Origin of the sequence: Shimia sp. R9_3, from assembly GCF_017743755.1 — a bacterium.
GTDB lineage: Bacteria > Pseudomonadota > Alphaproteobacteria > Rhodobacterales > Rhodobacteraceae > Shimia.
The window spans coordinates 73,940-87,120 of sequence record NZ_JAGHRP010000004.1 but is presented as its reverse complement, the minus strand read 5'-3'; the positions used below and the strand labels follow the sequence as shown (position 1 = coordinate 87,120).

The following is a 13,181-nucleotide window of genomic DNA, read 5'->3' as shown; positions in this document are numbered from 1 at the left end:
CGCATGACACGTCTGCCCATTGGTCGACTGGCGCTTCACAAAGGTTCAAAATTACTGCTCCCCTTTGGACAGGCAGCGCATCAGAAGCTGCTTGGCGTGAAAAATGCGCGATTTGATTGTGCCTTCCGGCACGTGTTCGATCTCAGCGATTTCCGCATAGGTGAGCTCTTCGAAGTAGGACAAGTGAATCGCCGCGCGCTGGCGCTCGCCAAGTTTGGAAATACACGCGCGCAAGCGATTGGCATCCTGAGCGGCGGCCACCACGACCTCAGCGATTGGGGCCTCATCCGGAACCGTATTATCCGCGTCTCTCAGATCGAGCCGCCCGTGTTTGCGCAGGTGATCGACCACTTTGTTGCGGGCGATGGACAGCATCCAAGACCTGACAGAAGCCCTGCCCTCGTAACGTGCAGCGGTCCGCCATACGGTGATCATCGTTTCATGGACAATGTCATTGGCTTCGAACTCGTCGCTCAAACGACTGCGCACAAAGCGCCAAACAGCTTCCGAATGCGCCTCATATAAAGCGCGCATGGCTGTCTGGTCACCTGATGCTACACGGGCCAGCAGCGCGCTTTCGAGATCATTTTGCAATGGGGAGCTCATTAGGTTCGGAACAGTGCTCTCAATCAATAAAACACCTGTATTTTCTGTCACCTAAGGTCAGACTGTCAACCGCTGCTGATGCTGGAATTTCGGGTCTTGATGATGAGTTTCCGGCTGCCGTTTCAAGTTGGATGGCCAACACATGGCCGATCAAAACGTCCTTCTGCGAGAAAAGTCACATTTCTTGCAGAGACCCTCTGGACGTCCCCGAAAAGCAAAGTTATACCCGCCACATCTTCTGAGGCAGCTCAGAGATAGATGTTCCGGCGTAGCTCAGCGGTAGAGCAGTTGACTGTTAATCAATTGGTCGTAGGTTCGATCCCTACCGCCGGAGCCATAAAAAGCCCTTAGGTCTCAGCGACCTGAGGGCTTTTTTGCTTTTAGAGACGCCTGCAGGTTCGATTATCGCTTACGATGGATCTATTAGGCTGGGCAGCCCCCTACTCCGGATCGCGCACCGAGGTGACCACCTCTTCCGCGCTGCAGCCGATTTCTTCCATGCAGATCGCTCCGAGCGTCTTGAGCAGCGAGGCCCGCTCTTCGCTTTCCAAGACGCGGTTGGCATGCATCGACGTGATCACCGTGCGGGAGGGCAGCGCCGCGGTAAAGCCACTGCCTTCGGGAACCACGACCCACACAATGGCGGCCTCAGCGTTAAAAACACGTTGGGTGAGCGCACCGATGCGGGCCTTGAGGCTGGTCTCCATTGATTTCGGGACTTGTCCAGCCTGAACAACGCACATGACAGGGATCACCCCTTCTTGGCCGTCCTGCGGGTATGAAGGGCACTTAGACATGAAACTTCATGGGAAATGGCGTGCTGCCGGTGTGGGACTCCCGGCGCGCGTAATTTGCGCCGGGAGGAATGGCTTTTGTGATCAGCCCAAAGCGATCTGACCCGAGAGCTCTCATTTGATCAGATAGAGCGTCAGCTCCGGTATGAACGTCACCATCATCAACGCAAGAAGCATCAAGAGGATGAAGGGCACCACAGACAAGCTGACCTCGGCAAAGCGCTTTTTGAAGGCGCCTGAGGCGACCAAGAGGTTGAGGCCAATGGGCGGCGTCAACAGGCCGATCTCCAGGTTGATGATCATGATGATGCCAAGCTGGATCGGGTGCACCCCAAAGTGCTGCGCCGCCGCCAGCATGACCGGCGCAAGCAGCAGGACTGCGGACACCACGTCAATCAGACAACCGACCAAGAGCAGAGCCACATTGAGCGCAAGCAGGAAGGCGATCTTGCTGGAGATCACGGTTTGCAACCACTCCGCAAAGGCGCCAGGGATGCCTTCGATGGCCAGCACCGATTTCAGCGACAGGGCCACGGCCACAATCGGGAAAAGCGTGCCAAGCATCACCGCGGTGGAGACCGCCTCGTCAAAGAAATCCTTGGCCGAAAGCTCGCGATAGACCAGCAACTCCACCAAGATGGCATAGCCCACGGCCACGGCTGCGGCCTCGGTTGGTGAGAAATAGCCGGTGTAGATGCCGCCAAGCAGGATCACTGGGGTCATCAGCGCAAAGATCCCTTTGCGCACCGCCTCTGCCAGACGCGCTACAGAGAATGTGCCGCGCTCATTGCCGAGATTGGTGGTCATGCTGTAGATCGCAAAAATCGCGGTCAGAAGAATGCCCGGAATGATCCCGGCGAGGAAGAGGTTCGCCACATTGGTCTCGGTGACAATCCCGTAGATGATCAGCGGGATCGAAGGTGGGATCAGAATGCCGAGCGTGCCCGCCGAAGTGACCGCGCCAATGGCGAATTTCTCGGTGTAGCCGGCTTCCTTGAGCGCCGGATACATGACCACGCCCACGGCCAGCAAAGTGGCCGCAGAGGAGCCGGAGACGGCCGCAAACAGCGCACAGGACAGCACCGAGGCAATGCCAAGCCCACCGGGCATCCAGTCAGTTGCTGCGCGCACCATGGCGATGAGATCACGTGCAATGGAGCCGCGCGACATCAGCTTGCCCGCGATGATATACATCGGGATCGCAAGCAGGACGTGGTTGTCCATCGAGGACCAGAGGTCTTCGACCACATAAAGGATATCACCACCGGCCCAGACCAGCTGGATATAGGCGGTCACCACCAGAAGAATGAGAATGACGTTCTGGCGCAGGATCAACAGGCCCAGAACGATGCCAATCAGAATGAGAGCGTCCATATCAAGCGGTCCTCAGCTCGTCTTTTGCCTGAGGACTCAGTGCAAATATGGCGTGTTTGATGGCAGAGGAGATCATCGCGTAAGGCACCACGATCTGCACCGGCCAGAGCATCAGATTAACAACCGGAACACGGTCGCCAAAATCGCGGGATTCCCGAACGAACTCCACCGCGTAGTAAGCAATCACAGCAAAAAGCACCGCCGAGATCAGATCTCCGATCCGGTCAATCGCTTTGAAGCGCAGAACACCGTCAGCAAATTCTGGCCGGAAATGCGCACCGCGCCCCGTGGCGAGTGTCAAACCGATCATACCCGCAAGGATGCTGCACAGAATTGCGGTCTGTTGGGCGCCCCAGAGGGATTGGGAGAAAAACTCACGCGCGACAACATCCGCCAGCAATAGCAAAGTGGTGGCGGCATAAGCCGCCGCCGCCACAATGGCCTCTGCTTTCATCAGAAAACGTAGAAGCAACATCATTGACTTCAGGAACCACAAGCCACTTTGGCCGCGTTGATCTGCTCCAGAATGGAGACAGCCTTCGGACCAAGCTGCTCTGCCAGTTCTTCGCGCAAACCATCCGCAGAGGCGCGCCATTCAGCCGCTTCCTCATCGCTCAGACGCGCGACCGGCAGCCCTGCACCTTCAAGTTTGCCCAAAAGCGCGCCTTCGGCACCAAGCACGGCAGCAGACAGGGCCGCGCCACCTTCGGTGAAGGCGGAGAGCCATTCTTTTTCCTGATCGCTCAGCTTGTTGTAGCTGCGCTGGGATACGGCGACGGTACCAATCAGGCGGGTGTGGTTGCTGACGGTGACATTGGGCGCCACTTTATGCGTGCCGATCGCGATACCAAACACGCCGGGCAAGAAGGCCGCTTCGACGTTGCCGGTTTGCAGCGCCGGGATGGTGTCAGAGGTGCCCATTGGCACACCAACCGCACCGATCTTGCGGGCAAAGAGCTCGTCTGCGGTGGTGGCCGCCACGCGGACCTTGCGGCCTTCAAGAGCGGACGGTGTGCGGGCCTCGTCTTTGGAGAAGACAATGTAGTTGCCAACTTCCATCCATGTCAGTGGCTCCAGACGGGCTTCGCGCAGGCTTGGGCCGAGAATTTCGCTGAGGTGGTTGAAGGCCACACAGCTGCCCTGCTCAACGCTGTCATAGAGGAAAGGAGAAGACACCAGATCCATTTCCTGACCGATCAGAGACAGCGGAATGTTGGACACAAGCACCAGATCGACGCGGCCCTTCATGCCTTGGCGCAGAATGGTCTGCTCATCACCCAGCTGCGCATCGCCGATGACTTCGATTTTCATCTCGCCGCCGGACTCTTCTTCGATCTTTTTCGCCACGCCCTGTGCCCACTGACCCCATGGGGACGACAGCGGCGCAACGGTGGCCAGTTTCAAAGTGGTTTCCGCAAGCGCTGTGCTGCTCATAACGCCCAATGCGAGCGCACAGGTGGTGGCGAATTTGGTAAATTTCATCGGCTTACTCCTCGTTCTTATCCGATCGGAGGAAGGCAGATTGAAAAACCGTTATGTGCTGCAAGCCCTTGCTATCACATCATAAATAACCTCTCCCTCAAGCGCATATAAGCTTAAGGGTGGCTTGATGCGATCACGCAGACGAATGCTGCGCGGCCTGCCCCAACGGTTTTCAGACGCCTCCCTGGTCCTCCACCGGTATTTATGCGGGAGAGCGAAATTGGATGCTATGTCGTCATAGGCCAGAATTTTGACAATTTAGGACATGGGGGAATTACCGAAGTTAAATCAGCAGGTTATATGGTTAACCTCAGAGGTTCCCTCGCAAGGTGAGCGTTGCGTAAAGGCGTTCACGCCAAAAAGGCTCTGCTGCAAGGCGCCCGTTTGACGGGCAGTCCCTTTTTTCACGTAAGACATTAGGAAAACGCTGGGTCGTATGGCTTGCACCTGACTGGAAAAATCGGACATATGTGAAGCACTGTGACGATCGCCTTTTGCATAGGGCGTTTGCGGACGTACTGGAGCAGTTTTGGAAGACAAGATCTACCATACGGCCAAGCTCAACGCGGCCTTGGCAGCATTGGAAAAACGGGGCATCGACACGGCGCATGTCTTTGAAGGCACCGAGCTGGAACCCAATGCATTGAAAGACGGCGCTCTACGCGTCTCGTCCGCGCAGATATTGCATGCCCTCAGGAATATCTCTGAACGGTTCTGGCACCCGCATTTGCCGTATGAAATCGGCAGCCACATCCGGATTTCTGCTTATGGCATGTACGGTTACGCGGTGCTTTGCAGCACAAACTATCTCGAGACCGTGGCTTTCGCGCGCAAGTTTCATCATCTGGCGGCACCGACGTCCCGGCTGGCGTTTTCCTTTGAAGACGGCGCACAGGGATGGGAAGCAGAACCGCTTGGCGCGGCTTATGCGGATCGGGCGTTTTACACCTTCCTTGTGAACCTGCAGATGGGCATCTTCAATGCACTGCACAATGATGTGGTCGGGGATCGGTTTCACTCAGACCTGATTGAGCTGCGCTATCCTGAGGACGGTGATTACACTTTGCCGCCGGAGGCCGCCAAAGAGATCCGGTACGGGGCCGCGCAAAACCGCTTCCATGTGTCGCCCGATTGGTTTGAGCGCCCACTTGAGCGCGGAAACACTGTGACATTTCAGAGCGTTGTGCAGATGTGCGAAAGGGAGCTTTCCGAGCTTAGCCAACAAAATGCCATCTCCGCGCAGGTTCGAAATACCCTGCTGCAAAGCGGTTATTTGTCCTCCAGCATGGAAGAGATTGCTGACCGTATGAACCTCACGAGCCGCACCCTGCGTCGGCATCTGAAGCGCGAAGAAACCACCTTTAGCGAGATTGTCGATATGACGCGCACCGAACTTGCGGTGAAATACTTGCGCGAGGCGGATCTGAGCATCGAAGAGATCGCCCGCGTTCTGGGCTTCTCGGAAACCGCAAGCTTTGTGCGCGCCTTTAAGCGCTGCACCGGTAAGACCCCCAAAGCTTACCGCATTTCTGCATAAGATCACGCGCCAAGATATGCTCTCGGCGCGTGCGGGCTTTTAGCTGTCAGAGGACGGCGCATAGGCTGCCGGATCCACATGGCTTGGGCGGCCGGGCAGAGACAGCGCTGTCACCTGCGGTACGTTCTGTGCAATCACCTTGCCGCTGCGGATCACCGCCAGACGATGCGCCCGCAGGCGGATCGCTTCAATCGAGTCTTGGGCCTGCAAGAGCACCATATTGGCGCGACAGCCCGGGGCCAGACCGTATCCTTCCAGCCCCATGATTTTGGCGGAGTTGGTGGTCACAGCCTCAAAGCACCAGGCCATATCCTCGCGGCTCGACAGCTGGCCGACGTGCAGCCCCATGAAGGCCACATCAAGCATGTCCGCCTTACCAAGCGAATACCACGGGTCCATCACACAGTCAGATCCAAAGCCCACGGTGATACCCGCATCGCGCAGCTCCCGCACACGGGTCTGGCCTCGGCGTTTGGGATAGGTGTCATGACGGCCCTGCAACATGATGTTGATCAGCGGATTGGGGATCGCGTGCACGCCTGCTTCGACCATCAAGGGGATCAGCTTGGACACATAGTAGTTGTCCATTGAGTGCATGGAGGTCAGGTGAGAGCCAGCCACCCTGCCCTGCAACCCCAGCCGCTGGGTCTCATAGGCCAGCGTTTCGATGTGGCGGCTGTGCGGATCGTCACTTTCGTCGCAATGCATGTCGACCATCAGACCGCGCTCTGCCGCAATCTCACAAAGCTGACGCACGGACTCTGCGCCATCTGCCATGGTACGCTCAAAATGCGGGATGCCGCCGACCACATCCACGCCCATATCAAGCGCACGAATGGTGTTGGCCATCGCTGTCGGATCGCGCAGCACGCCGTCTTGTGGGAATGCTACGAGCTGCAAATCGATGTAGTCCTTGACCTGCTCGCGCACCTCCAGCAGCGCCTGGACCCCTTTAAGCTCGTCGTCGCAGGTGTCCACATGGGTGCGGATCGCACCAAGCCCCATAGAGGCCGCCAGATCGCAATAGCGCATGGCACGTGCGATGATGTCCTCAACGCTCTGGATGGGTTTCAGCTCACCCCAAAGCGCGATGCCTTCCAGCAGTGTTCCGGAGACATTCATGCGCGGCGTGCCAAGTGACAGAGTGGCATCCATATGAAAATGCGGATCCACAAAGGGCGGCGACACAAGGTTTCCGCCTGCGTCGATCACCTCCTTGGCCTCAGCTGTGATGCCCGCCTCAACAGCGGCAATCATCCCGCCTTTCACGGCGATGTCCTGCCCCTTGCGCCCATCTGGCAGCGTGGCGTTTTTGACAATCAGATCAAACATCTCTCAATCCTCAACGTTGGCCTTTGAACCATGGCGCCAGAAGCGCGCGCGGATAGTCAGCGCGGCGGGCGGCCACAACAAGGGCAATAATGGACAACACATAAGGTGCGGCCAGAAACGCTTGGCTCGGGATCACGGCGCCAACTTCGGTTTGCAGCCGCACTTGAAGCGCGTCAAATGCCCCAAACAGCAAGGCCCCCAACAGCGCTTTGCCCGGCCGCCAGCTTGCGAAAATCACAAGCGCAATGCAGATCCAGCCGCGCCCGTTCACCATGCCAAAGAAGAAGGCATCAAAGGCCGACATGGTGAGGAACGCGCCGCCAAGCGCCATCAGCGCGGAGCCGGCCACAACCGCGCCAATGCGCAGGCCATAGACAGAAAGCCCCTGCGCATCGACACTGTCCGGATTGTCGCCCACGGCCTGAATCGCAACGCCAAGCGGGGTGCGGTACAGCACATACCAAATGACCACGACCATCAGCAGCGCGAGCCAGGTCAGCGCTGTCTGTTGAAACAGCATAGGCCCCAGAAACGGCAAGTCAGACAGCACCGGAATATCAAGCGCACGGAAGGGCTCGATGCGTGGTGGTGAAGAGACATTGGGCAAGGCGGTGCGGTAGGTGAAATAGCTCACTGAGGTCGCAAACAGCGTCACTCCGAGGCCCGAAACGTGTTGGCTGAGGCCCAGTGGCACGGTCAGCAATGCGTGAATGAGGCCAAAGAAAGCCCCCGCTCCTGCGGCGACCAAGACCCCGCCCCAAAGACCTGCGCCCAGCCAGACAGCCATCCAACCCGACATGGCGCCAGCGACAAAAATCCCCTCGATACCGAGGTTTAACACGCCCGACTTCTCACAAAGCAGCGCGCCGAGCACGCCGAATATCAGCGGGGTTGCGATGCGCAGAGAGGCAGCCCAGAAGCTTTCGCTCAACAGGATGTTCAAAATATCCATCATGCGACTTCTCCTTTGCCGGAAGTCACGTGCGCAATGCGGAACCGGGCGAAGAAGCCCCCGATCAACACGCAGAGCAAAGACATCGCCACCACCAGATCCGCCAGATAAGACGACACGCCCATGGCGCGGCTCATGGAATCTGCCCCAACAAAGACCGACGCAATGAACAGGGCGGAGATCACCACGCCCACCGGCGACAGCCCGGCAAGCATTGCAACCACAATGCCGGTGTAGCCAAAACCCGGCGACAGATCGGCGGTCAGATAACCTTTCAGCCCCGCCACTTCGCTTACGCCAGCCATGCCAGCCAACGCACCGGAGACAATGGCGACGCTCATCATGGTGCGGTTTACCGGGATGCCCGCATGGCGTGCGGCAGCGGCGTTTTCACCAACCGCGCGCAATTTGAAGCCCCAAACGGAGCGGGTGAGCATGAATTGCGCCACCACCGCACAGAAGAGCGCGATGATCAGCCCGCTGTGCACGCGCATCCGCTCCATCAGCGGCGGCAACATGCCTTGATCCAGTATGGGCGCGCTTTGTGGCCAGCCCAGTCCCATGGGATCCTGCAACGGGCCTTCCAGCATATATTGTAGGAAAATCAAGATAATGAAGTTCAAAAGCAAGGTGGTCACCACCTCGTCCGCGCCAAAGCGGGTCTTCAGCGCAGCGGAGGCCACCATGCCCGCTGCCCCCGCGGCACAACCGCAGAGAATGATGGTTGGCACCAACACAATGGCAGGCACATCTAGAAACCCGGCACCCACGGCAACAGCGGCCATGGCACCAAGATAAAGCTGGCCTTCGGCACCAATGTTCCAAAGCCGCGCGCGGAACGCGAGTGCTGCGGCGAGCCCGGTGAAGATCAAAGGCGTCGCGCGGGTCAGCATTTCGGTGAAAGCAAAAGTGGAGCCAAAGACTCCTCGGAACATTTCGCCGTATGCCGTGGCAACATTGGCTCCGGCAAACATTAACGGTACGGCGGCTAAGGCCAAGGCTATCAAGGCTGACAGCACCGGAATGCCCAGTGTCAAAGCGCGCGACGGCGCATTTCGTGGCTCGATGCGGATCATTCGTATTCTCCTGCCATCATCAGGCCGATTTCCTCTCGGTCTCTTGTAAAGGCTTCGATCAGCTCACCGTCGTGGATCACCATAATCCGGTCCGACAGACCAAGCAGCTCGTCCAGATCTTCGGAGATCAGCACCACACCGGCACCTTGTTTGCGCGCCTCAAGCAAGCGCCGCGCCACCTCAGCAGCAGCCCCCATATCAAGGCCCCGCGTCGGCTGGTTGGCCAGAATGAGCTTGGGCGATTGTTCAAACACCCGCGCCAGAATGAGCTTCTGGATATTGCCGCCCGACAGCAGCCGTGCCCGCGCGCTCACACCTGGACCACGCACATCATAGGCTTCTGTCAAACGCGCGGCGTTCTCAGCGATCGCCTCACGTTTCAGAATGCCGCCGGACTGCACTTCAGGGTCATTCAACCGCTCGATCACCATGTTCTCGGCCACACTCATGGAGCCGACGATGCCGTCATGGTGGCGGTCTTCGGGGATGCGCCCCACACCCGCTTTGATCATCGCAGAGGGGTTTCCATGGGCAATCGCTTCGCCGTCGATCTTAAACACGCCGTTGCTGGGGATGTTCAGACCGGAGATCAGCCCAGCCAGCGCGCTTTGCCCGTTGCCCGACACACCGGCAATGCCAAGGATTTCATGGCGCGCGACCTGAAAACTTACGTTGGTCAGGCTGTCGCGTTTTGAGCGGCCCGTCACCGAGACATTTTCTAGGGTCATGATAGGTGCGCCAGGCGTCATGTCCTCGCGCTGGGTTTCGGGCGTGTCCGCGCCCACCATCATGCGCGCAATGCTGCGTTCATCCGCATCTTTGGTGGCGATCTCGCCCACCTTCAAACCATGGCGCAGCACCGCGATGCGATGGGAAAACGCAAGCACTTCGCGCAGCTTGTGAGAAATGAAGATCACAGACAATCCGCGCTTGGTCATCGCGCCGATGTTCTCAAAAAGCGTGTCCGCCTCTTGCGGCGTCAACACAGCGGTCGGCTCGTCCAACACCAGAATACGCACATCGCGGTAAAGCGCCTTCAGGATCTCGACACGCTGCCGTTCCCCCACTGACAACCGCCCGACAGGCACATCCAGAGCGACCTGCAAGCCTGTGTCAGACATGATCTTTTCGATCTTACTGCGTGCCATGGCACTGTCGCGACGCAACCGCCAAAGCGGCTCAGAGCCGAGCACGATATTGTCGAGCGCATTGAGGTTTTCAGCCAAGGTAAAGTGCTGGTGCACCATACCGATGCCCGCAGAGAGCGCCGCCTGCGGATGGCCCAGCGAGAGTGGCTCGATCGCGCCAATTTCGTTGCGCACATCAATGGCGCCGCTGTCCGGCAAATAGTGGCCGAAAAGCATATTCATCAACGTGGTTTTGCCTGCGCCGTTTTCACCAAGCAGCGCCAGCACCTCACCCTGATGCAAATCAAGGCTCACGTCGTCATTGGCCACAACCGAGCCAAATCGCTTGGAGATCCCTTTGAGGGATAGAACAATTGTCTGTGTCATGGATGTGTGAGGCCGGCGGATGGCCGGCCTCCTATGTCATCAGTTGTCAGACACGGGGCGTGCGTCGTTCACGTTCACACGGAACAGGCCGTCCATGATCTCGGTCTCCTTGGCGCGCACAGCGTCGACCACCTCGGCAGGCACCAAAGCCTCATCCAGCACCAAAGAGCCGCCGCCATAGGCCATGTAGCTGTATTGACCATAGTCCGCCGCCTCAAAGCTGCCGCCTTTGACGTTGGCGATGGCTTTGTCGATGGTGGCTTCCATGTGCCACAGGGCTGAGGCCAGAATGGTGCCCGGATAGTCACCGGAGGTGTCAATCACGTTGCCTACGGCCTTCACGCCGCGTTCCACCGCTGCGTCAGACACGCCAAAGCGCTCGGCATACATCACGTCCGCGCCTGCATCCATCATCGCAAAGGCGCTCTCTTTGGCTTTGGGCGGATCATACCAGCTGTCGATGAAATTCACGATGAATGTGACCTCCGGGTTCACCTCACGCGCGCCATCCATGAAGGCATGCATCAGGCGGTTCACCTCAGGGATCGCATAGCCGCCGACCATGCCGATCACATTGCTCTCGGTCGCCTTGCCCGCAATCATGCCAGAGAGATAGCTCGGCTCGTGGATCCAGTTGTCAAACACCGAGAAATTCGGTGCGACCGGACCAAAGGACGAGCCCATCAGGAAGGCGGTTTCAGGATAATCCTTTGCCACTTTGCGCGCGGCGCGCTCAAGGCCAAATACTTCGCCAACAACCAGCTGCGCGCCCTGCTCCGCATATTCCCGCATCACGCGTTCATAGTCGGAGTTGGCCACGTTTTCAGAGAATGTGTACTCGATGTCGCCACGCTCAGCCGCCGCGTTCAGCGCCTTGTGAATGCGGCTGATCCATTGCTGCTCGACCGGCAGCGTGTAGATCGCAGAGACTTTCACCGCGTCTGCCACTGCCGCACCTGCGCCAGCGACCAGACCAAAGCCCAATGCCGACGCCAGCAATAAGCGCCGGTTTAAATTGCCTATTTTACTCATCTTTTTCCCCTGTTGGTGGCTTGTGAAACAACCGTTCGTGTTTTTACTTCTTGGTCAAGTTTCAGGTAGGAGCACGTTAACACATTTCCTCCGCCGCCCAAGAGCTTTGCCAAAAAAAATGGCACCGCTCAAAATATGCGCGCTTCCAAGGGTCGCGCAGGCATAGCGGCGGCCCCAGAGCTGTGAACTCGGTTTTTCAAAGGCTAGCCTTCGGTAATGGCCCTGACGGCTTCAGAAACAGCACGCTCAGTCAGCGCCAAATCATCCTCGGTCAACGCCAGAGACGGGTAGAGTTTGCCCGGAGATTTAAACACGCCATGCGCGCGCAAGGTGGCATTATAGAGCGCGTTTTGTTGCGGCACATCGTGCTGCGCGCTGCGATAATCCCGGCAAGGTGATCCTGTGAAATAGAGATCAAACAGCGTTTCATCTCCAACGATCTGATGGGTGATCCCAGCGGATGTGAGCGCAGTGCGTTGCATCTCCTGCAGCCTGCGCCCGGTTTCACGCAGCTTGTCATAGGTGCCTTCCCGCCGCAGCACCTCCATGGTCTTCAGCCCGGCTGTGGCGGCGACAGGATTGCCGGACAATGTACCAAGCTGCATGAGCCATTTTTCCGGGCCGATGACGGGCTTGTCAAAATGCGCCATGATCTCGCGACTGGCGCCAAGCGCGGCGAGCGGAAAGCCGCCCCCGATGATTTTGCCAAGGGTGCAAATATCTGGCGTCACGCCATAGCGCTCCTGCGCACCGCCATAGGCCAGCCGAAATCCGGTGACAATTTCATCAAAGATCAGCAACACGTGGTGCTTGTCACAGAGCGCGCGCAGCCCCTGCAAGAATCTTGGCTCCGGCGGGATGATGCGTTGCAGCGGCTCCACAATGATTGCCGCGATATCCGCATGTTCTGAGAGCAGCGCCGCCACCGCGTCCAGATCATTGAAGGGCGCGATCAGCATCTGATCCGCCACGCCTTGCGGAATGCCTGCACTGTCAGGCACAGCTTGCGGAAAATTCACGCGCTTACTCGGGGCAAGGCTCATCTGCGCCTCTGCGCTCATGCCGTGATAGCCGCCCTCAAACTTCAGGATCTTGTCGCGCCCAGTATAGGCCCGCGCCAGACGGATGGCATACATATCCGCCTCCCCGCCAGAGGTGACAAATCGCACCTGCTCAAAACAGGGCACCGCCTCCACGATCGCTTCTGCCAGTGCGATGCCCTTGGCGTTGTTGGCAAAAAACGTCATGCCTTTCGGCAATTGCTCAAGCACCGCTTCGACAACCTCCGGATGGCCATGCCCCAAAAGCATAGGACCGGAGGCAATCAGATAGTCGACGTATTCCTCGCCGTTTTCATCCCAGACCCGGCTGCCCTCACCACGTGCGATGATGATGTCGGTGTCAAAATTGCCAAATCCCGCTGCAGGCAGAACTTCCTGCGCGCGCGCGATCCACTCCGCTTGGCTGTGCACTCTGTTCATC

Annotated in this window: 12 protein-coding genes and 1 tRNA gene; 2 read left to right on the top strand and 11 right to left on the bottom strand. The window is 58.2% G+C overall.

Going from position 1 to position 13,181, the window contains the following annotated elements; all coding sequences use genetic code 11:
• Positions 1 to 51: 51 nt before the first annotated feature.
• Positions 52 to 594 carry a sigma-70 family RNA polymerase sigma factor gene (locus J7412_RS11775; RefSeq protein ID WP_247743904.1) on the bottom strand — a complete coding sequence of 181 codons (543 nt, stop codon included), beginning with the start codon at positions 592 to 594 and terminating at the stop codon, positions 52 to 54.
• A gap of 274 nt (positions 595 to 868) precedes the next feature.
• Here J7412_RS11775 and J7412_RS11770 point away from each other — a divergent pair.
• Positions 869 to 943, top strand: a tRNA-Asn gene (locus J7412_RS11770).
• A gap of 103 nt (positions 944 to 1,046) precedes the next feature.
• On the opposite strand, the gene J7412_RS11765 is transcribed toward J7412_RS11770, so the two are convergent.
• From J7412_RS11765 to dctP, 4 genes are all read right to left on the bottom strand, one after another.
• Positions 1,047 to 1,403, bottom strand: coding sequence for a hypothetical protein (locus J7412_RS11765; protein ID WP_209078836.1), 357 nt, complete (start codon positions 1,401 to 1,403; stop codon positions 1,047 to 1,049).
• A 111-nt stretch (positions 1,404 to 1,514) separates the two neighbouring features.
• The gene (locus tag J7412_RS11760; protein WP_209062765.1) at positions 1,515 to 2,774 is read right to left on the bottom strand and encodes a TRAP transporter large permease subunit; all 1,260 of its coding nucleotides are present in this window, start codon (positions 2,772 to 2,774) and stop codon (positions 1,515 to 1,517) included.
• 1 nt (position 2,775) lies between these two features.
• Positions 2,776 to 3,249, bottom strand: coding sequence for a TRAP transporter small permease subunit (locus J7412_RS11755; RefSeq protein ID WP_209078835.1), 474 nt, complete (start codon positions 3,247 to 3,249; stop codon positions 2,776 to 2,778).
• 8 nt (positions 3,250 to 3,257) lie between these two features.
• A complete protein-coding gene (gene dctP / locus J7412_RS11750; RefSeq protein ID WP_209078834.1) occupies positions 3,258 to 4,256 on the bottom strand; it encodes a TRAP transporter substrate-binding protein DctP in 999 nt (332 codons plus the stop codon).
• Between the two features lie 529 nt (positions 4,257 to 4,785).
• Here dctP and J7412_RS11745 point away from each other — a divergent pair.
• Positions 4,786 to 5,793, top strand: a complete 1,008-nt coding sequence (locus J7412_RS11745; RefSeq protein ID WP_209078833.1) for an AraC family transcriptional regulator — start codon at positions 4,786 to 4,788, stop codon at positions 5,791 to 5,793.
• 39 nt (positions 5,794 to 5,832) lie between these two features.
• Here J7412_RS11745 and J7412_RS11740 read toward each other — a convergent pair whose 3' ends face one another.
• The 6 genes from J7412_RS11740 to J7412_RS11715 all read right to left on the bottom strand — a co-directional run bounded on the left by J7412_RS11740 (position 5,833) and on the right by J7412_RS11715 (position 13,180).
• Positions 5,833 to 7,125: an amidohydrolase family protein gene (locus tag J7412_RS11740; protein WP_209078832.1), complete on the bottom strand. Its 1,293-nt coding sequence runs from the start codon at positions 7,123 to 7,125 to the stop codon at positions 5,833 to 5,835.
• Between the two features lie 10 nt (positions 7,126 to 7,135).
• On the bottom strand, positions 7,136 to 8,077 hold the full coding sequence (locus tag J7412_RS11735) for an ABC transporter permease (RefSeq protein WP_209079106.1): 942 nt from the start codon (positions 8,075 to 8,077) through the stop codon (positions 7,136 to 7,138).
• Positions 8,077 to 9,150 (bottom strand): ABC transporter permease, encoded by a 1,074-nt coding sequence (locus J7412_RS11730; RefSeq protein WP_348540502.1) that lies wholly within the window; start codon positions 9,148 to 9,150, stop codon positions 8,077 to 8,079. Before J7412_RS11730 ends, J7412_RS11735 begins: the two co-directional genes overlap by 1 nt.
• The gene (locus J7412_RS11725; protein ID WP_209078830.1) at positions 9,150 to 10,667 is read right to left on the bottom strand and encodes an ABC transporter ATP-binding protein; all 1,518 of its coding nucleotides are present in this window, start codon (positions 10,665 to 10,667) and stop codon (positions 9,150 to 9,152) included. The genes J7412_RS11730 and J7412_RS11725 overlap by 1 nt, the downstream gene beginning before the upstream one ends.
• Before the next feature lie 39 nt (positions 10,668 to 10,706).
• Positions 10,707 to 11,699 (bottom strand): BMP family protein, encoded by a 993-nt coding sequence (locus J7412_RS11720; protein ID WP_209078829.1) that lies wholly within the window; start codon positions 11,697 to 11,699, stop codon positions 10,707 to 10,709.
• A gap of 203 nt (positions 11,700 to 11,902) precedes the next feature.
• Positions 11,903 to 13,180 (bottom strand): aminotransferase class III-fold pyridoxal phosphate-dependent enzyme, encoded by a 1,278-nt coding sequence (locus tag J7412_RS11715; protein ID WP_209078828.1) that lies wholly within the window; start codon positions 13,178 to 13,180, stop codon positions 11,903 to 11,905.
• Position 13,181 lies beyond the last annotated feature (1 nt).